Here is a 20,962-nt window from a genome sequence, read left to right as displayed (position 1 = left end):
TATGACATATGAAAATAGCTGTTTTTTTCCAATAAATTCATTGAAAAAACATAATTTCTTATTATATGTCAATTGGTGAAAACCTTATATAACACCATTGTATAGTATAATTGAAATAACTTCCTGTTTTTCTAGCTAGTAATTTAGAAAAATTACTTTTGATATGTCTCATTTTGTAAATATATTAGAATGGCTTGAAATCGAGCAATTTACACCGATACTAAAGTCATAAATTCTAAATGAAAATGAATACAATCATTTTCCTATACATAAACGATGAAAGGGTGGTTCGATTGAATCGAAAATTGACAGCAGGGGTCATAACGGGTCTTTTATTGGCACCTACGGCTATAGCGAACGCACAGGAAAATGATGCACAATCCCGCGTCACAACACATACGGAGCAAGTTGCCTATACAAATGAGGTAGCGGCTGCAACGACAAGAGAGCAGCTTATTGCTCAATTTGGTAAGCTGTCAGAGAACTCATCAGCTGATGACATGGTCATTGCAAAAGGAGATCTGCAAGTTTTAAGTGCAGCAGGCTTTAATGAACACGAAGTTGCATTTATTGAAGCTAAGTATCGCTATGTGGAGGAGCAGCGTAGCTTATTAAGTGAGCTACAAAAATTAGGAAAAGAAATGACGGGAATCTCGTTTACAAGTAAAACATTTATTGCAGAGGTAGCCGCTTTCGATAAGAAATATGATAACTTTTTAAATATCGGCACGGATAATCTAAAAGCGTATGTAACTGTTCAAAAGGAATTTGAAGCAGCTGTCACAGCCGCACTTAATAATGCCAAAAGTATTGCCTCAACAGTTCGTGGTACAGCGTTGCAATATGGCTATGATGATGCAGCACGCAATGTCTATTTTAAAGGCAAGGGAATGGATGTTGACAAGTTAAGTAAGCTGAAAGTGGACGCAGCAAAAGCAGAAGCTGTCACTACAGAATTAGATCAGCTAGTTGAGCTATTAGAGAAATCTACAGATTATGCAGCTATTTCACCTGGAATGAATAGCTTTACGACGAATTATAATGCACTGACAGCAGAGCAAAAGAAAGTAGTCGAAGCTTATAATCCAAAAGATGATAAAATCACACCTTTTAAGAAGTATAAGGATGCCTTGTCAGGTTTATCTGCTCTAGAAAAAGTGACTTCTAGTATTGCGCAATTAAAAGGTAAGCAGCCTGCAGATTTCACTTCAGCCTCAAGCTTTATTAGTGCTGTGGCAGCTGTTGAGAAAGCCTATAATAGTCTGGATGCTGCCTCAAAACAATTATTAAAAACGGAATATGAAAGTATTGCACAATATCTTCAGGCAGCAAATATTTCAAAAAGCATTTCAGGATTGCGTGTATCCAAAGAAGCGTCATATCGTACCGCAGTTACTGGACTAAAAACAGAATATGATAACCTAACAATTGATAAAGGATTTGTTAAAAACGCGAACGAATTACAATCAGCAATAGCCAATATTACTGTAGCTGAAAGTATCGAAGCCCTTATAAAATTGATTGAGCCTAAAGCAGACAGTGAAAAAGTAGCTGCCATTAAAGCAGCACGTGCAGCTTATGATAATCCACCTGCTCCAACTGGAATAACAATCAATCCAAGCAATGTAAAAAAAATCGTCAGTAATTTAGCCGAGCTGACATCTTGGGAGAAAAATTTAAGTGCTGCGTTAAAGGTAGATAAGTTAATTGATAGCCTAGATCCAACTGCAAAAACTTTTGAAAGTAAGACGCTCTCTGCCTGGACTGCCTTTAACAAGTTAAATGAAAATGATAAAGCGTTAGTGCAAGGAGCTACAAAACTAACACTGTTCCAAAAATACGCAGATTTATCGAAAAAAATTGCTACATTAAAACCAACAGCTGACTATGGTACACAGCTTGCTTCATTGAAAAATCTAGTAGATCAATTAGATTCACAAGGTAGTGGCTATGAAGAAGCACTTAGCAATTTAAAAACACAGCTGATAGAAAAAGTAGAGGCTTTAATTAATGAGGAAAAAGCAGTAAAAGACGTTATTGAGGAAATTGATCTGCTAGATAAAAATATAGCTATTGAAAAAATATTAACCGTACGAGCAAACTATAATGAGTTATCACCAACAGCTAAAAAGCGCGTAACGAATATTAAAGAGCTAACAGATTTAGAGAAATCCTATAAATCGGTTGTTAATGTCATCTCTCAATTTGAAAAATTGGATCCTTCCTCTAAAAGCTATATTTCTAAAGCAAAATCAGCTTATACGGCTTACTCCAAACTAGATAATGCTAATCAGGAGTTTGTTTTAAATTATAAGGGCTTGAGTAAAAAAGTACCTGTTATAGATGTTATTGTTCAAATTGATGCTTTAAATACTTCAAAAAAGACCTATAAAGATGATGTGCAAAAGGCAACGGGTGCTTATAACGCATTAAATAATATAGAGCCAAAACTTCAAGACGAGGTCATCAATTATGTACACCTAACAAACGCACAAGGCTATATCAATACGGCCAAAGCATTTGATGACCGTATTCTAGCCTTAGCAAATGAAGGCCCTGACACATTTGTCAAAAAGGTAGCAGAACTTACATTAGAATATAAAGCAATGGATAAGAACGCGCAGAAGCTAGTGGAGCAAGCCAAAGTGTTAAGCTCCTACGAAAAGGATAATAAGGCGGTAATCAAGGTGATTCAAATGATCGATGCCTTAAATCCAACAAATAAGGATTATACAAAAAAGGTTCTTGATGCACGTAAAGCCTATAATGCACTTGATCAAGTTTCCCAAAAACGTGTAACAAACTATGCTAATCTCACAGCTGTAGAGGATGTTGCTTCCTTGATTGGTCTTATTGCGTCGTTAAAACCAACAAGTAAAACTTTCTATCAAGATATGAAAACAGCGCGTGAGCTTTATGATGCCTTGCCAGCAGAGAAGCAGCAAGCGATCGTAAACTATGATGCACTGGTAGCAGCAGAGAATGAACAAGGATTAGCACAGAGTGTAGTCGAGCTAATTAAATTAACAGAAGTGCAAGATGCTGACTATTTAACGAAGCTGATGAATGCGCGTGTAGCATACGATAAGCTGTCATCTGACCAAAAGAAATTAGTGACGAATATTAAAGATTTAACAACACGTGAAAAAGCAGTGAAACCAATTTTAAGTGTGATGGTTCAAATTAATGAACTTGATCCAGAATCAACAAACTTTGTTAGTAAGGTAAACTCAGCACGTAAAGCGTATGATAAATTATCGAAAGATCAAAAAAAATACATCGATAATATTAATATTCTCTTAAAATTTGAGCCTGTCTCTAATGTGATGGAATTGATTAGTAAACTTAAATCTTCAAGTAACACATTCCTTCAAGATACATCGCGAGCACGCTCACTTTACGATGCACTACCTGACGATATGAAGCAATATGTGACAAACTACTACTTATTGCAAGCAGCGGAGTCTAGTATTTTAGGGGCTGGTAATGTCATGCAAATGATTGATGACTTACCATCCGTTGATCCAAAGCAATATGTGAAACGTATTCAAGAAATCCGTGCTGCTTACAATGCTTTACCAAAGGATCAGCAACGGGCTGTTCAAAATTATAAAGTGCTACAAGATCAGGAAAAGCTAATAAAGCCTGTAATGAGTATTGTAGAAGATATAGACCGATTGCTAACGGCAAAAGATATGAATAGCCAATACCAAAAGATTTTAAAAGCCTATGATAAGCTCAATGCGGAACAACGTCGCTATGTTTATAACGACCAGCTATTGCTTTCGCTAGATAATGTTATAAAGGTTTATAATAATATTGCTAAATTGAATCCAAAGGATAAATATTACTTTGGCATGGTGGAAGCGGCGCGTAAAGAATATGATAGTTTGAATACGACAGATAAACAACGTATCTCCAATTATGCTCTTTTACTCGAAGCAGAGAAAAGTTTAGCTGATGTGAAGAAGGTTGTGGAGATCATAGCGGGACTGTCTCCAAGCTCTTCAACGTATATTGAAGATGTGGCGAATGCCGTTGCTGCCTATAAGGCATTGGACTCTAAAATTAAAGGACAGGTCATTAATGAGGATGTCTTAAAGCAGGCTGAAAAAGATGTGGCTGCCGTTCTCAAAGTTGTTCAAGCGATCGGAAATATTGATCCAGACAGCTCCTCATTCGAGAAAAAAGTGTTAGCTGCTCAAAAAGATTATAGTAATTTGTCAATTGAGCAACAGGGCTTAGTGTATAATTACCGCATTCTAGAAGACTATCTTAAAATGATTCAATAGTATGATAAAAAAGGAGTTTTCCCAATCAATATAACGGGAAAACTCCTTTTATAAGTAAGAAAAAATGAATCCTAATATTAATTTCCAAAAAAGTGAAACTATATCATCTGAAATTCGTATCTTATAGTATAAATGGTCGCTTTGATTGGGAGGTACCATTTGATACATTTTCATTTTGCCAACGTGAGGAGGTCGCCCTGTTGAAAAAATTATTGAGTATAATGGTACTTTCAATAGCTGCAACCGTAGGAAGTTTAACTAGTTTTAGTCAAGTAGAAGCAGCGTCTGCTAAGGCAGTAGATGTGACAAATTCATACTGGGCAAATGCCTCGATTCAACATATGCTCACAAAACAATATATGACTACATACAACGACAACACTTTTAAGCCAGAGCAAGCTATTACAAGGGCAGAGGCTGCTGCTGCCATTGCTCGCTCTCTTCAAACAAACATTGACATTGAGAACCCTGTAAAATTCAAGGATGTTCCTACAACACATCCATATTACAAGGAAATTTGCCAGCTTGTTAAACTGGGAGTTATTCAAAAAAGTGATGCCTTTCATCCAGAAGAGCCTTTAAAGCGTATGCAGGTGGCAAAAATGCTAGCACTAGCTTACCAAATTAAAGTAGATGGCAAAAATAATAGCCAGTTTGCGGATATTACGCGTACGCATTGGGCAAAAGACTATATTGAATCCTTAGCAGATATCGGCATTATTGGTGGAGTGGATGCTAAGCATTTTGCTCCTGACCAATTGGTAACACGTGCACAGTTTGCTGTTTTTGTTGAGCGAAGCATGATTTTTCAACAAAAAATTAAGGCATTGGAAGTAGCCTATGACTATCTAGCAAAGGATTATATCCCAACTGTAAACCTTTCTTCTGAGTGGTCTAAAAAGGTGATTGAATTAATAAATGTTGAAAGACAGAAGAATAAGCTAGAACCAGTTGCTTATGATTCGAAACTGACACAAATTGCAATTATCAAAGCACAGGACATGGTAAATCGCCATTATTTTGAACACGTTTCCCCATATTATGGGGCACCTTGGGATTTAGCGACATTATTTGATTACAACTATACAAGTTTTGGAGAGAATATTGCTAGAAATATTAAAACACCTGAAATTGCTGTTAAGGCATGGATGGCTTCACCTAGCCATCGAGATAATATTTTAAAAGAGCACTATACGAACACAGGTGTTGCAATAACACAGGATAGCAAAGGAAATTACTATTGGGTCCAAATGTTCTCTAGTCAATAAGTTGTTGTGTAACAAAGAATCGCTAATATTACAGAAATGTTACGAAAGTTCCAAATTACGATAAAAAAATCCCCTTTTTTACGCTGGAAATACCACCAAACGTTGGTATTACAGCGTTTTTTTGCTGTCTAAAACCGTTACACAATTGAAAAATAACATTCGCCTCTTTTGTGATAGTCTATGTATAGGCAAAAAAGTTTTGAGAGGGGTATAACAAAAGTATGAATAAGAAATGGTTATTACCGATTTTTGCATCATTTATGTTATTTTCAACTACTAATATTAATACTGCTGAAGCAGCGTCTAAAGCAGATTTAACTGATACAGCTTCTAAATATTTAGGTGTTCCATATAAATACGGCGGTACAACAACAAGCGGTTTTGATTGCTCTGGCTTTACTTCTAAAGTATTTTCAGACTTAGGCATTCAATTAAACCGTACGTCGGGATCTCAATATCAACAAGGTACTGCAGTTGCCAAGAGTGATCTTCAAGTTGGCGATTTAGTATTTTTCAATACAAGTGGTAGTGGTATTTCACATGTGGGGATATACATAGGTGATGGTAAAATGATCCACTCTCAAACTGGTCAAGGTGTAAGCTATTCAAATGTTAATGACCCATATTATTGGGGCGATCGTTATGTAGGTGCTAAACGTGTAGCAACATTTGATGCTCAACAACAGGCTGAAGTAAAACAAGCAGCTATTGACTTTTCCGTATATGCTTCTCGTGCAGAGGTAGCAGTACAAATTGCAAAAGCTTTAAACTTAGATACATCTGATACTACTACTAGTTTCGTAGATGTAAAACCTACATATGCTCATGCAGGTGCTATTGCAGCTGTAGCAAAATTAGGTATCTTTGAAGGCGATGCAAATGGTAAATTCAACCCGTCTTCACCAATTACGCGTGCACAAATTGCTAAAGTATTAGTGCTAGCATTTGGTCTTGAAAATAATGGTGGAAGTGTAGCTTTTAGTGATGTGCCTCAAAAGAGCTGGGCTAATGAATATGTTTCTACTCTAGCGTCAAATGGCATTACAAATGGTGACGGAGACGGTAGCTTCGGTTCTGATGAATTACTAAAAATCGAACAATTAAAAGTATTTATTGAAAGAATCCAACAATAAGTTCATAAAGTTAACACTTTAATTGTGTCATAGATTGCAAGAAATGATCTTTTGAATAGCGTATAATGGAAGAAGGGTTTGCAATAGCAGACTCTTCTATTTTTATGATAATTTTGTAGGAAAGGATGTGAATTGGAAAATTAAATTTTAACAGTTCTATTGTATGATGCTTTATTTAGCTAATTTTGTTAAAATGGACACGTTAAGAGAACAAGAAGGGAGGAAATAAGACATTGAACATCAAAAAAATTAGTCTTATCTTGTGCGTCTTATTCATTTCGGCTTCTATGTTTACGATACATAGTGCAAGTGTCAGTGCAGCTAACAATTCAAATATAACATTTGAAGATGTTACTAAAAATCACCCAGCCTATGAAGAAATCAATTATTTAGTAAATTTGGGGGTAATTCAAGGTTACTTTGTGAATGGTAAGAGAGTCTTTGGCCCAAATAATAGTGTTACAAGAGGACAAGCAGCTAAAATGGTTGTTGTTGCCTCTGGTAATAAACCATTAGTTGTAAATAAATCTAGCTTTTCAGATGTTACAGTCGGCACTGAAATGTCAGGTTATATAGAACGTGCTGTACAGCTAGGATTTTTCGACAAAAATATAAAAGGTCAATTCTTACCAAATAAGCCTCTAACTCGTGGAGAAATGAGTTATGTATTAACAAAGGCTTTTAATTTAGATACTAGTGAGTATGAGGGGATCGACTCACCTTTTACTGATGTAGGAATCACACATGAATATGTGAAATACATCAATACAATCTATTATAATGGCATTACCAACGGAACAGGTAATACGTATTTACCAAATAGCACTGTAACACGTTCTCAATTCTCATTATTCGTTGCACGTGCAAATAGTGAAAAATATCGATTAGAGCTTCCTGTAAAAGGTGTACAAGTTCCAGATACATCACAAGTCATTGGCTTAGTGAAGGTCACTACAGATGGGTTAAACATCCGTAAGACAAAAGATTCTACTTCAAGCACGAACATTGTAGGCAAAGTCAATACAGGCGGTAAATTATCAGTCTACGCTGTTGAAAGTAATTGGCTAAAGGTTACTTATAAAGGCGCATATGCCTACATCTATAAGCAATATGCAGAATTTGTAGATGCAGATGGTAATGCGTTAGGAACAGTCGAAAAAGAAGTAACGACAAAAAATGCTGTCAATTTATATGTGAAGCCTACATCTTCAGCAAAAGTCATTTCATCGATTAAAGCGAATGAAAAGCTTCCCGTTTACAAAACAATTGGTGGCTACTACTTAACACAAGTAAATGGTTTACCAGGTTATATTGTAGCGAATAGCACTACGGATATTGTGGAGGAAGAAAAGCCAAATCCTAATCCAAATCCAGATCCAACACCACCAGCTTCTGGTGATGTGCTAGGAAGAGTAACGGTAGCTAATTTAAATGTTCGCAGTCAAAGTAACTCTACATCAGCCGTGTTATTTAAGCTGAATAAAGGAGAGTATGTCCAAGTTAATAACATCAATGGTTACTGGGCAGAAATCACCTATAATGGCCAATCAGGCTATGTTCACAAGTCTTATTTGAAACTATTAAATCAAACAGCTAAACCTTTACAAAATCGTATTATCATCCTAGACCCAGGTCATGGTGGTAAAGATCCAGGTACAGTAAAGGGCTCTGCTTCTGAAAAGAACATTACATTAAAAGTCAGCACACAAGTGAAACAATTACTAGAGAATGCTGGTGCAAAAGTTTATATGACACGTACTGGTGATACGTATCCATCCTTACAAGATCGCGTAGACTTTACTCAAGCAAACTATGGTGAAATTTTTGTAAGTGTTCATGTCAACTCTGCTGCTAATACGTCAGCGTCTGGTACTGAAACATATTATGCAATATCTACAGGAGATATGTATCAGGAAGACATTGATTTAGCAACTTATGTTAATAATCAAATTGTCAACAATTTAAATATGAAAAACCGTGGTGTCAAGCAAGAGCAATACTACGTAATTCGTAATATGGTGATCCCTTCTATTCTAGTAGAACTTGGTTTCTTAACGAATGCAGAGGATAACAGTAAAATGACAAATGATCAATACGTTAAATTATTTGCAGAATCTATTTATAATGGTATTTTGCAATATTATAAAAAACAATAATTGATTAAGAGACGATTCCAAAGATGTACTAGCCTTTGGGATCGTTTTTCTTATTCTCTATATACCCATATAAGAAAAATACAAACTAATTGATAAAATGGCCATAAAATTTTTCTAATCATACAAATAATGGGCTAGTTTGATTGCTACGGCTAGCTATAAGGAAAAGACACTTTTGCACATGGGTGATTGAGTGGAGCTAGCGTCACAGAGGAGACCCTGGAGCGAACGTAAGTAAGTGAAGCTGCTCATCGGACGTCCCCTGGAAAGATCGCTGGCGGAACGGAAATCCACCTCCTGCCTTATGAAAAGGCCTTTTTTGCTAGTGATTTTATCTTTTTTCAACAACAGTAAATGGCTGTCTCATTTATTAAGAGACAGCCATTTACGTTATTTCACGGTATTGATGAATTTAATATAATCCTTACTTATATATCCAGGTTCAGTGTTTAGTTTATCTGAAACAATTTGATACCAACCATTTGAGCTTGTATCTGTAACGATGACAGGCATATTACTTTTACTAAATGTGAAAAGTGGACTTTGACTTGTTGATGCATCTGCACGAACATTTAGTCCAGCAGTTGTTGTGAGAGCGATTTTATAAGGATTATTTGCATCTTTAAAGCCTAAAGCTTTTTCTGCACGATAGTAATGTCCTGCAATTTTTGCCCCCCAGAATGGATCTGAAGCGTATTTTACGTTGAAGCCGATAGCCTTAGAACCAACAACTGCGCCATTTGTATAACGTCCACCTGGCGTAATATAATTTGGCTGAAGGAATTTTTCAACTAGCTCATTAATATTGGCTTCCACACTATCAAACTTCTTGTTTAGTGGATTTGTATCATAGACATATAAGCCAAATAGATTGTTTAGATTTTGAGCGTGATCACTCATACCATAGGCACTCTCATGCTGTGCTAAGGATAAAATAAGCATAGCATTGATATGAGAATTGGCTTCCACTTCTTTTAATACAGAGCCTAAACCAAGTAGTTTACTTTTAGTTGTGGCATTTTTATAAATCGAAGCACCTGAGCTTTCAACTTCTGCTAATTTTCCCACAATATATTGATCTAGCTCATCTGCTGTATATTGAGTTGCTGCACGAGCTGGTAAGAACTGATAGTAGTTATAGGCTTCTCCCTTTGAAGAACCATCAGCATTGGTAAAGTTGATGCCATCCCAGCTAAAGTATTTCTCACCCTGCTTCATAAAGCTAGGTGCCTTGCCATACACGTAACTAGCAGAATATTTATTAGTTTTATAATCATATAAAGTATGTTTTATTTCACCGTACTCATTTGTGTAATAAGAACGGCCTTTCACTAAAGCAGAAGGAATTAAGGTAACGTCAGCCTGCTTTAAATAGCCAGTATGACCAGCTAAGCGTACTTTTACTTGTGTGGCATCACTACCTAGATACTCCATTTCTGTATTACCCGCAACTGCGATTTGATCCTTAATCGTTTCAGAATTTAGAGCAACATAATTATTCGTTACAACATAACCGGAAGTCATTTTAATAATTTTATCATTTTGAGTAATCACTAAGGAACTAGTCGTCATCGCCTTTTCAGCTGCTTCAAAGCTAGTAAAGGTTTGTTTGTCTACCAAGTTACCATTGGAAACTTCTTTGACGATATATGCGGTAGTATTACCGTTATTACCAGTATTATTGTTGTTCCCATTATTATTAGTATTACCGTTATTTTCGGAGTTACCATTGTTTTCATTTTTACCAGCGTCAACCTGATCAGCAAGAAGAATTAATCGTAGAATAAATGTCGATGCCTCACCAATTGTGGCATTGTCTCTTGGTAAAAACATGCCATTGGAGCTTCCTTTAATAAGTCCTAATTGTGCACCGATTGCAACATCCTGACGGAAATCTTTAAAAATAGTTGCATTGTCTTTGAAGGTAATAGAAGAAGTACCTTTTGGTATTTTTAAATAATCAACTGCTCTGATTAGCATCACTGCCATATGCTCTCTTGAAATACGGTCATCTGGCTTAAATGAGCCATCCGTATAACCAGTAATAATTCCAGCAGTAGCGGCAAGCTTAATTTCATTTGCAAATAAATATGTGTCGGACACATCTGTAAACGTTATCTCGTTCTTTGTGTCCAAATTTAAAGCTTTTGCTATGTATGTGGCGAATTCACCACGTGTAACCGTAGCATTCGGACGATAGCTTCCATTTGCATCCTTCAGTAATGCATCTTTCTGAATTAAATAGCGTAGACCACTTTCATGCATATGTCCTGATAGCTCGTCTGCATAGACAGATTGGGGCTGCCAAATGACTAGACTAACAAGCATCATGAGCAACATAAAAATTGATAGTTTTTTCATAGTTTTACCCTCCTAAACTGATATCATTTTAACAAAGTTACACAATCAAGATAAGGGTCAAATGTTAGAAATACCATAAAATATACCAGCTATTTATAGGCAATAAGTATGCTTTTGTAATTTGATGTGAGAGTTAGTTTTAAATAGGGGAAGGAAAGTGAACCGAAATTCACATGAGTTTCTTCTATTATATATGTCATTTGTGTTACCCCCAAAAAAATAATGTCGTACATTGCTTTCTAAGAAGCAATGTACGACATTTTATTGAAGTAAATATTAAAGCATTTCTGAAGTTGTTTTTGCTTGCATATGCAGTTGTAGGTAGTCTGGGCCACCTGCTTTTGAATCTGTACCTGACATGTTGAAGCCACCAAATGGTTGGTAACCAACGATTGCACCTGTACAGCCACGGTTGAAGTAAAGGTTTCCTACATGGAATTCTTCACGCGCTTTTTCTAGGTTCATGCGGTTGGTTGTGATAACAGCGCCTGTTAAACCATATTCTGTATCGTTTGCAATTTCAATCGCATGGTCGAAATCTTTTGCTTTTGCAATCGCTACCACTGGTCCGAAGATTTCTTCTTTCATAATACGTGCAGAAGGATCTACGTCCGCGAACACAGTTGGTTGTACGAAGTAACCGACTGAATCGTCTGCTGTACCACCAGCTACTAAACGACCTTCGCCTTTACCGATTTCAATGTACTCAGTAATTTTGTTGAATGCTGCTTGGTCAATTACTGTTGCCATGAAGTTGCTGTAATCAGTTGGGTCACCCACTGTTAAAGCGTTTGTTAACTCTTCTACGCGATTTACCACTTGCTCATATACATCTTCTACGATGACAGCACGAGAACATGCTGAACATTTTTGACCTGAGAAACCAAATGCTGATTTCACGATCGATTGTGCAGCTAGCTCTAAATCTGCTTCTTTATCGACTACGATTGTATCTTTACCGCCCATTTCAGCGATCACACGTTTAATCCAAATTTGGCCTTCATTTAACACAGATGCACGTTGGTTGATACGTAAGCCGACATCACGTGATCCTGTAAAGCTGATGAAGCGTGTTTTTGGATGATCAACTAAGTAGTCACCTACTTCAGCACCAGAACCTGGTACGAAGTTAACCGCACCTGCTGGAAGACCAGCTTCTTCTAATACTTCGATAAATTTATACGCTACAACTGGCGTTGTAGAAGCTGGTTTTAATAACACTGTGTTCCCTGTTACTAAAGCAGCTACTGTTGTACCAGCCATGATTGCAAATGGGAAGTTCCAAGGAGAAATAACAATACCGATTCCTAATGGGATGTAGTCATAACGATTGTATTCACCTGGACGGCTTTCGACTGGCTGACCGTTTTTAATGCGTAGCATTTGGCGACCATAGTATTCCATGAAATCGATTGCTTCTGCAGTATCTGCATCAGCCTCTGCCCATGGTTTCCCAGCTTCTTTTGTTAATAAAGCAGAGAATTCATGTTTACGACGACGAACGATTGCTGCCGCTTTGAAAAGAACGTCTGCACGAATAGCTGGATCAACTTTTTTCCACGTTTTGAATGTTTCATCTGCCGCTTGCATGGCTTTTTCAGCTAAATCTTTGCTTGCTTTCGAAACGCGACCAATGACTTCTGTTTTCTTTGCAGGATTGTACGAAACGATTTTGTCTTCTGTTGTAATGCGTTCGCCACCAATAATTAGTGGGTAGTCTTGACCTAAGTAACCTTCAACTTTATTTAAAGCCTCTACATAAGCATTGTAGTTTGCCTCTTGTGAAAAATCTGTGAATGGTTCGTGTTTGTATGGAATCATGTCAGTTTCCTCCCAGGTATAAGTAGTGCCAAATGATTATGCACCTATTAAGATTGTGTTAATTATATAATGCAATATAATTTGGCATTAATCAACTCAAATTTTAAAACTTTTTTAATTTTTGCATCTGCTTTTCATATTGGTGTTAGAATAAGCTTAACGGAATACAGGAGGACAAAATGGATAACAATGTACTACTAAGTATTTATAAATACGTCATTGAAAAAGGCGATATGGGAATTTGCGTGGTAGACACAGAGGGCAAATTGCTTATATACAATAAAAAAATGAGAGAATTAGAAGGCGTTAATGAGGATGAATTTGAGGAGAGGCGAGCCTTAGAGATTATTGATTTTGAAATCGAAAAAAGCGATATTTATAAGGTCCTCAGCTCTGAAATGCCAGTACACAATATAAAAAAAACGTATTGGAATAAAAAAAATCAAGAAGTGACCTACATAAGCAATATTTATCCGTTGCACTATGAAGGCTCTTTAATAGGCGCTGTGGAATTTGCCCGAGATATTACACAGCTTGAATACATGATGTATCAGCCATTGAGAAGGTATGGCGCTCCATTGACATTTGACATCATCACGGCTGTATCACCAGTCATGAAGGATGTCATTGAAAAAGCAAAAATTGTGGCACTAAGTAGAATGCCTGTTGTGTTAATAGGGGAATCAGGTACTGGGATTGATATGGTTGCAGAGGGAATACATCATGATCTAAAGGTACAAAATGATATGTTTATTGCTTTAATTTGCCGTCGAGATGAGAAAACGGTATTAAAGCAATTTGAAAAATATATTGTGGAAAAGGAGAAAATAACCTTCTTTGCTGAGCGCATTGAATATTTATCTCTAGAAGCACAAGAAAAGATTGTTGAACTTTTTAATAATCATCCTAATCATCAGCATGTTTTAATTGCTAGTGTTGGCAAAGATCCCATTGATTTGATTCAAAAGCACGAGCTATCCAAAAAGCTTTATAGACTTTTTTCAGGTATTACGATTTATGTACCTCCTTTACGAGAAAGAAAAGAAGATATTATGCCTTTTATCGATGATTATTTCAAAAGACATCGTGATAGCTTTGGCTCGTCTATTCATGGGCTTTCAGAAGAAGTCCAAGATATCTTTTTAAAATATGATTGGCCAGGAAATTTAAAGGAATTAGAAGTCCTGCTGGATGAAATAACCTCATTGATCACCAATGAAACGATAGTTGAATCACATATGCTGCCAGTGCATTTCAAATGGAAAATCCAAAGCTCTTGTGAGGAGACGGAAAAAGAGGTTTCTACGAGCGACTTGTTTGTCATTAAAAATCAACAGGATATTCGACCATTAGATGTCTATATGAAAGAGGTAGAGGAGTACTATATTTCAAAGGCATTGGATTTTCATCAAGGAAATATCTCCAAAACAGCCGCTGCCTTGGGGATTCGTCGACAAAGTTTACAGTATCGAGTTAAAAACTATAAGCTCAATAAAAAAAGCGAAAACATTGATTAACCATGTTTTCGCTTTTTTGGATAGGTTCTCGAAAGTGAAAGATAGAATGATCGAACTGAAGGATAAAAACACGAAACTGATGGATAGCTTCAAGCTTGTATAATTATTTTCCTTTTTTCGAAAGGCGACCAAGCGCAAATGCTGCTGCTCCTAAACCAATTGCCATGTTCGTTTTTTTGTTAAACACTTGTTTTGTCACAAGTGCTACATTTTGTGGACGCTCAGCTAAACGACGCATAAAGTAACCGTACCAATCATTACCGAATGGTAGATATGTGCAGAAATGATACCCTTCACGAGCAAGGTCTAGCTGCATTTCTTTACGGAAACCATATAACATTTGGAATTCGAATTTTTCATTTGGAATATTGTGTTGTTTCACAAATTGTTTTACATGGTTGATCACATTATGGTCGTGTGTCGCAATCGAAGTAAATTTACCATGTAGCAAATGATATTCAATTAGTTTTAAGTAATTATGGTCAATATCAGCTTTAGATTGATAAGCCACATTTTCAGGTTCTTTATAAGCACCCTTTACAATACGTAAGCGGAAGTTTTTATATTTCTCAATATTTTCTTCTGATTCGAAGAAGTAAGCTTGAATAACCGTCCCTACGTTATCATACTCTTTGTGTAATTCCTCTAATAATTCAAAAGAGCTATGTAAACGCTCGTAGTTTTCCATATCGAAATTCACAAAAATATTATATTGATGTGCAAGAGCTACGATTTCTTTTAAGTTTTCATAGCAAAATGCGTAATCAATATCTAAACCTAATTGTGAAGGTTTAAGAGAGATGTGTGCATCAAGCTGTTCATCATGAATAGCTTGTACAACAGCTAAAATGTTATTTTTGGCAACAGTTGCCTCTGATTTTTCGTAGACGAACTCGCCTAGATTATCGACTGTACAAGAAATATTGGCCTTGTTTAATTCTTTAATCGATTGCACAACTTCTGGTAAACTTGTGCCAGCAACAACACTTTGAGCACCCATTTTTAAACCATATTTTTGTGCAGCGCTGTTTAATAATTTGTTCTCTGATAAGTAAATGAAAAAGTCACGTAATACCATCATATGCCTCCAAAAATGAAAATTTTAAATTCTTGGCGATTATAACACTTTTTTTGAAAAGTAAAATGGTTTGATTTTCAGAAAAAATTTTTTCAAAGCCAGTTAGTGAGATAAAACTATTGCAGTCATTGACTTTTTCATGATAAAAATTTAAATTAAAAAATTTTTTCAAAAAAAAAGGACTTTTCAAAATAAAAGATTTGCTTTATGTTAATTAGTATATGTCTAAATTTGCGAATATGTATAATATTGGACTTTTCGAGAGTGAAATGGCATGATGGTATTTCAGAATTATTTATATTTTAATATAATTTATTAGTGGGTATTCTTAGAAGTGATTCTTAGATATCCGCTTTTTCATTTTTCAATTTAAATATCATATTAATAGTAGTTTATAGTAAAAAAAAACAGGGTGTATTATAATAAAATGGTATATAATCAAGATTAAATTATGTACGTTTTGTGAATTTATAGTTACTTTTGATTTAGAATAGTGTGTCTATATAAGCAATACAAAAGGAAATATGACTACTCTAAACTAAGATAAGGTGGAAAGTATGGCAAGAGGCAGAAAATTTAATTCAAATGGCGAACAAAGTAAACAACTATTACTTGAAAAAGCGATAGAGCTATTTTCTGATAAAGGTTATCATCACACAAAAATTAGTGACATTGTAAAGGCTGCCAATGTAACTCAGCCTACTTTTTATCTCTATTTTAAAAGCAAGGATGCCCTTTATAACGATTTGAATGCGCAATTTCAAAGCGGATTCTTGGCAGTAATGAATAATAAGTCAACTGACATTATTGAATATGGATTACAGGGTTTTATCATGCTCTTAGAGCAAAAGTTATTGAACTTGTTCGTATACATAATTGAAAATCCTGAATTAACAAAAATAGGTTTTATTGAATCCAAGCAAGCACATTTGGTGAAAAACCAAATGACACAGCAATTGATCCACCTTATTTATCTGCATGATTGTGACAAAGATCTACAATTGTATAGTGTGGATATAAAAATCATGATAGATAGTTTAGTAGGCTCAATAGAAAGACTCATCATTACGAATTTGTTAGAAGAAAAAAGGTTACCTGCAGAACTTGCAAATGATATTGTACAATTATATTTTTGGAAAACCAAAAAAGTGATATAAAAAACTGTCATCGATACTTATTATCGATGACAGTTTTTTTAATTGCTTATTTTTATATGCTGATAGTAGCCTTTTTGATCTTTGCTCTTCGGGTGAATAAGTAGCATATATTCCTGATTTGGTGATAAAGCACTCTTAGGTGTAACAGTTAATGTACGACCTTCAATTTTAACTGCTACGGGTACTTCCTTAGCTCCTAAAGCAGCCAGTTGAATGTTGCTTTTAGCAATTTGAGAAGTAAGCCCAGCAGGAATTTTTACTGTAAATTTTTGTGTATCAGCAATATTTTTTACCGTGGAAAGTTGTTTATATTTAGGATATTTCTCCTTCAATGCATCATAATGTGCCTGGAAAATAGGTGCTGTTGTGGTTTGAACATTTGGCTTAACGCCTACTTCATGAATAGTATGACCTGCAGGACCTGTAAATTTACCAACTGTAAGCTTTAAATAGCTACCATCCTGTAATGTGTAAAAGCCTTGCATAGCGCCTTTCCCATAGGTTGTTTCTCCGTATAAAATAGCAGCTTTCTGGTCTTTCAATGATGCGGAAAGCATTTCAGAAGCACTGGCACTATAGCGGTTTACAAGAATACGGGTATCTTTAGGAAACTTTGTATCTTGTTGAACTGCTGGGATGGTATAAGAGTTATGTGCTTCTTCTAATAAATACGCTACTTTAGCAGATTGGAATAATCCTGTTAGTTCTTCAGCTGTTGTCACATAACCTCCACCATTATTTTGTAAATCTAAGATGAACGATGTTGCACCACGTTTTTTTAAGTCTATCAGCGCATTTTTAACAAGCTGTGCACCATCCTCTGAAAAGGAAGCCAACGAAATATAGCCCACATTTCCAAATAGAATGTCAGCTTGTACATTTGGTAATGTGAATTTTTTACGTGTAATAGTTTTGGTAGTTTTTGAACTGTCACTATTCTTTAATGTAACTTCCACCTTAGTCCCTTCATTACCGATTAAAAGGGAAGAGGCCTCTTGAGTAGAACGCCCGATAATGGATTCACCATTAACCCCAATGATGATATCTCCAGCCTGAACACCAGCCTCAAAAGCACCACTGCCTTCGATTACTTGTAAAATATGAATTCCATCTTCGTGTTCTTCAATCACCACACCTATACCTATAGTAGATAGGTTGATGCTATTCATATAATTTTCAAATTCTTGCTTAGTGAAGTAGGTTGAGTAAGGATCAAGCATACTCATGATTTCTGAGATGGATGTAGCCTTCTCTAAATTTCCATTAATTGTTCCAACGTAAGTATCTTTCACAATCTCCTTAATTTCCTTAATAAGCTGTTGATCATTTTCAGCAGCGTGAGTAGTTGTAAAAGGGAGAAGGAAGAAGCCTAGAACAAATACGAATGACCATATTAACTTTTTCATTGGACACCTCTTTTCTAGAACTCAAAATAGAATGTATCATTATTAGGTATTAAATGGATGGTTACATTATGCAATTGAGTATCTGATTTTTATTATACATGAAGCCATCGCTATAGTGGTGGACTTATATGGGATAGAAAAAGAATCTACTTGTCGCTATGGGCAAGTAGATTCTTGTAAATCATTTTTTTATCACTTTATGAATAATAAAACCAATTGATGCGCCAACAATTGCTGGTAAAAGCCATCCTAAATTTTGCTCATACATTGGCAATGCTTTCAGGATAGTTTCATAAGGTGTAATTTCAACTTTCATTTGTTTTAAGCCATCATATAGACTGACAAGGAAAGTTGGAACGAGCGCTAAAATATAAACAATTTGTCCACCTTTAAAGAAGTGATCTGCTAGTGACAAGACCATCAATACCATAGCTAAAGGATAAATGATTAAAAGTACAGGTAGTGATGCACTAATTATTGTTGAAAGTCCCACATTTGTAATAGCTGTACTAAAAATAGTAAAGACAACTAAAAAAGTTTTATATGAAATTTGAGGGAATAGCTTATGGAAAAATTGTGCATTAGCAGTTAATAAACCAACAGCTGTGGATATACAAGCTAGTAAAATAGTCGCAGACAAAATAATACTTCCAAGGCTTCCAAAGAGCACCTCAGCTGATTTTGCAATAATATTTCCGCCATTATCAGAAATACCGATTGCATTGATACTTGTATTACCAATATGCCCTAGAGAGATATAGACAAAGGATAAACCTATTGCAGCAACGACCCCCGCAAAAATCGTTGTTTTTACTTGTTTTCTCGTATCTTTCATACCCATATCACGCAAGGCCTGTAAAATGACGATACCAAAAACAAGAGCACTTAGAACGTCCATCGTTAAGTAACCTTGTACAAAGCCTTCAGCTAAAGGTGACACTTTATAGTTACCTACGGCTTCTCCTGGTTCTCCCATAGGAGAGATAAAACTTTTAACAGCAAGCAATAAAATAACAAAAAGCAGGGCAGGTGTTAAAATTTTACCTACTCGATCAACGAGCTTCGAAGGGTTAATAGATAAATATAGAATTAACGTGAAAAACAAGATAGATGTGATAAAAAGTGGCGCCCAATGATCCCTCATCGCTTCAGAGAGAAATGGCGCAATGCCTATTTCATAGGACACAGATCCAGTACGTGGTACAGCAAAGAACGGTCCAATTGCTAAGTAGACAATGGAGGTGAAAATCACTCCAAAAGCAGGACTAACACGGTTAGCTAGCAGTTGTAAATCGCCTCCTGCTTTGGCAACAGCAACAATCGCTAATAGTGGAAGACCAACACCTGTTATAAGGAAACCAATCATGGCTACAGTGATGTTTTCACCTGCTTGTTGGCCTAATAATGGTGGGAAAATAATATTACCAGCACCCAAGAACAAGGCAAATAGTAGTAATCCTACTGCTAAATTTCCTTTGATGAAATGCAAGATGTTTTTCATAAGTATAATAACTCCTTTAAGATTGAAAAGCTAAAACTTTCTAAAAATTTTAAATACAGAAGTGTATGTTATCATAGGAACACTAATCTTGCAATGAAAATAGTATTTCAATATAGTCGGATTTCGTCGTATTCTATAAGTTTCCTATAATGTTTGAAAAATAGTCAGTTTTTCCGATTTTTCATGCAATAGTTATCTAGTATGATAGACACACAAGGGAATATTCTAGCACGAACGGAGGCACTTTGGTATGCAAAAGACAAAAAAATGGAGAATTCTTGTTCTAAGTACTTTAGCAACTTCATTTTTAGCATTACAAACAGCGGAAGCAGCAACATATACTGTACAAAAAGGAGATACTTTAACGAAAATCGCCCAAAATCATCAAGTCACGATTGGGGATATTATGAAGTGGAATAATCTATCGAAAGATACGATTTTTGTAGCTCAAAAGCTTGAGATTCCAAAACATTCAACGAATGAGGGAGTAAAGCCCGCCACTCCATCAACATCTGAAAAACCAGCAACTAGTTCTCATACAGTAGCAAAGGGTGACACATTATCAAAAATTGCAAAGCTATATAATGTGACAATTAAGGATATAATGGATTGGAATAAGCTTGAAAAAGACACAATTTTTGTTGGACAAGTATTGAAGCTTTCTTCAGCTGCAGTGATACCCGGTGGTGATACTATACATAATAATGTGACTTCAGGTACGGGCACTCCATCAAAAGTAACTGCGAAAGATCCTACAGCTAATGGACAAGCGATATATAACAAAACCGTTGAAGTTGCCAATACATTGGTTGGAACACCCTATCTATACGGTGGAAATACACCTGTAGGGCTTGATTGCAGTGGCTTTATTTTTTATGCCTTTAATCAAGGTGGTTTAAAAATAGGAAGAGCAAGCAGTGAGGGCTATTTTTACGGTAATACTACCCATGTAGAAAATCCAGTACCTGGCGATTTAGTGTTCTTTGAGAATACGTATAAAGAAGGTATTTCTCATATGGGAATTTATCTCGGAGATAATAAATTCATTCATGCGGGGACAGATGGTGTAGAAGTTTCTGATGTTACGTACTCTTACTGGTCTTCTAAATTAGTAGCCTATAAACGTTTTGATAGTGTGAAATAAAAAGTAGCGATTTTTGCCTAGGCAAAAATCGCTTTTAACTAAACCCCCCTTTCTTCTAAATGAAGTGACCCCTATAAGTTAGACACGGTTATTTCGTTTAGGCAGCTTGGGTAAACTGAGTTCGGTAT

At 35.8% G+C, this 20,962-nt stretch carries 12 protein-coding genes; 7 read left to right on the top strand and 5 right to left on the bottom strand.

Translation table 11 applies throughout. From position 1 onward, the window contains the following. Positions 1-293 precede the first annotated feature (293 nt). The 4 genes from BFM98_RS06750 (at position 294) to BFM98_RS06735 (ending at position 8,849) form a co-directional block, all read left to right on the top strand. On the top strand, positions 294-4,292 hold the full coding sequence (locus tag BFM98_RS06750; RefSeq protein ID WP_066036918.1) for a rhoptry family protein: 3,999 nt from the start codon (positions 294-296) through the stop codon (positions 4,290-4,292). A gap of 200 nt (positions 4,293-4,492) precedes the next feature. Beyond that, positions 4,493-5,560 (top strand): CAP and S-layer homology domain-containing protein, encoded by a 1,068-nt coding sequence (locus tag BFM98_RS06745; protein WP_066036917.1) that lies wholly within the window; start codon positions 4,493-4,495, stop codon positions 5,558-5,560. A 221-nt stretch (positions 5,561-5,781) separates the two neighbouring features. Continuing rightward, complete coding sequence (locus BFM98_RS06740) at positions 5,782-6,693, top strand: C40 family peptidase (protein ID WP_009371892.1); 912 nt, start codon at positions 5,782-5,784, stop codon at positions 6,691-6,693. Positions 6,694-6,926: 233 nt separating this feature from the next. Next, positions 6,927-8,849 (top strand): N-acetylmuramoyl-L-alanine amidase, encoded by a 1,923-nt coding sequence (locus BFM98_RS06735; protein WP_083225287.1) that lies wholly within the window; start codon positions 6,927-6,929, stop codon positions 8,847-8,849. A gap of 390 nt (positions 8,850-9,239) precedes the next feature. Here the strand turns inward: BFM98_RS06735 and BFM98_RS06730 are convergent, their stop codons facing one another. Continuing rightward, a complete protein-coding gene (locus tag BFM98_RS06730) occupies positions 9,240-11,210 on the bottom strand; it encodes an S-layer homology domain-containing protein (protein WP_066036916.1) in 1,971 nt (656 codons plus the stop codon). Between the two features lie 276 nt (positions 11,211-11,486). Next, the gene (pruA, locus tag BFM98_RS06725) at positions 11,487-13,031 is read right to left on the bottom strand and encodes an L-glutamate gamma-semialdehyde dehydrogenase (protein ID WP_066036915.1); all 1,545 of its coding nucleotides are present in this window, start codon (positions 13,029-13,031) and stop codon (positions 11,487-11,489) included. Between the two features lie 179 nt (positions 13,032-13,210). Here pruA and BFM98_RS06720 point away from each other — a divergent pair, with 179 nt between their 5' ends. Next, positions 13,211-14,548 carry an AAA-type ATPase lid domain-containing protein gene (locus BFM98_RS06720; RefSeq protein ID WP_066036914.1) on the top strand — a complete coding sequence of 446 codons (1,338 nt, stop codon included), beginning with the start codon at positions 13,211-13,213 and terminating at the stop codon, positions 14,546-14,548. A 103-nt stretch (positions 14,549-14,651) separates the two neighbouring features. Here BFM98_RS06720 and BFM98_RS06715 read toward each other — a convergent pair whose 3' ends face one another. Then, a complete protein-coding gene (locus tag BFM98_RS06715; RefSeq protein WP_066036913.1) occupies positions 14,652-15,626 on the bottom strand; it encodes a proline dehydrogenase family protein in 975 nt (324 codons plus the stop codon). Between the two features lie 557 nt (positions 15,627-16,183). On the opposite strand from BFM98_RS06715, the gene BFM98_RS06705 reads away from it, so the two are divergent. Further along, the gene (locus BFM98_RS06705) at positions 16,184-16,783 is read left to right on the top strand and encodes a TetR/AcrR family transcriptional regulator (protein WP_066036912.1); all 600 of its coding nucleotides are present in this window, start codon (positions 16,184-16,186) and stop codon (positions 16,781-16,783) included. A gap of 38 nt (positions 16,784-16,821) precedes the next feature. Here the strand turns inward: BFM98_RS06705 and BFM98_RS06700 are convergent, their stop codons facing one another. Together BFM98_RS06700 and brnQ are read right to left on the bottom strand one after the other, a co-directional pair. Then, positions 16,822-18,189: a S41 family peptidase gene (locus tag BFM98_RS06700; RefSeq protein WP_066036911.1), complete on the bottom strand. Its 1,368-nt coding sequence runs from the start codon at positions 18,187-18,189 to the stop codon at positions 16,822-16,824. A gap of 181 nt (positions 18,190-18,370) precedes the next feature. Next, positions 18,371-19,690: a branched-chain amino acid transport system II carrier protein gene (gene brnQ, locus BFM98_RS06695; protein WP_066036910.1), complete on the bottom strand. Its 1,320-nt coding sequence runs from the start codon at positions 19,688-19,690 to the stop codon at positions 18,371-18,373. A 250-nt stretch (positions 19,691-19,940) separates the two neighbouring features. Between brnQ and BFM98_RS06690 the strand changes: the two genes are divergently transcribed. After that, positions 19,941-20,834, top strand: coding sequence for a C40 family peptidase (locus BFM98_RS06690; RefSeq protein WP_066036909.1), 894 nt, complete (start codon positions 19,941-19,943; stop codon positions 20,832-20,834). The last annotated feature ends 128 nt before the right edge of the window (positions 20,835-20,962 follow it).

The sequence above is a fragment of the Lysinibacillus sp. AR18-8 genome (assembly GCF_001705465.1).
Lineage (GTDB): Bacteria > Bacillota > Bacilli > Bacillales_A > Planococcaceae > Lysinibacillus > Lysinibacillus capsici.
This window is presented reverse-complemented; position numbering and strand designations above follow the sequence as displayed.

Excerpts from the sequence above, each read along its gene's own strand:
- BFM98_RS06720 (WP_066036914.1), top strand. The coding sequence starts at position 13,211 with ATGGATAACAATGTACTACTAAGTATTTATAAATACGTCATTGAAAAA.
- BFM98_RS06705 (WP_066036912.1), top strand. The coding sequence starts at position 16,184 with ATGGCAAGAGGCAGAAAATTTAATTCAAATGGCGAACAAAGTAAACAA.
- BFM98_RS06730 (WP_066036916.1), bottom strand. The coding sequence starts at position 11,210 with ATGAAAAAACTATCAATTTTTATGTTGCTCATGATGCTTGTTAGTCTA.
- BFM98_RS06715 (WP_066036913.1), bottom strand. The coding sequence starts at position 15,626 with ATGGTATTACGTGACTTTTTCATTTACTTATCAGAGAACAAATTATTA.
- BFM98_RS06700 (WP_066036911.1), bottom strand. The coding sequence starts at position 18,189 with ATGAAAAAGTTAATATGGTCATTCGTATTTGTTCTAGGCTTCTTCCTT.
- brnQ (WP_066036910.1), bottom strand. The coding sequence starts at position 19,690 with ATGAAAAACATCTTGCATTTCATCAAAGGAAATTTAGCAGTAGGATTA.
- pruA (WP_066036915.1), bottom strand. The coding sequence starts at position 13,031 with ATGATTCCATACAAACACGAACCATTCACAGATTTTTCACAAGAGGCA.
- BFM98_RS06690 (WP_066036909.1), top strand. The coding sequence starts at position 19,941 with ATGCAAAAGACAAAAAAATGGAGAATTCTTGTTCTAAGTACTTTAGCA.
- BFM98_RS06740 (WP_009371892.1), top strand. The coding sequence starts at position 5,782 with ATGAATAAGAAATGGTTATTACCGATTTTTGCATCATTTATGTTATTT.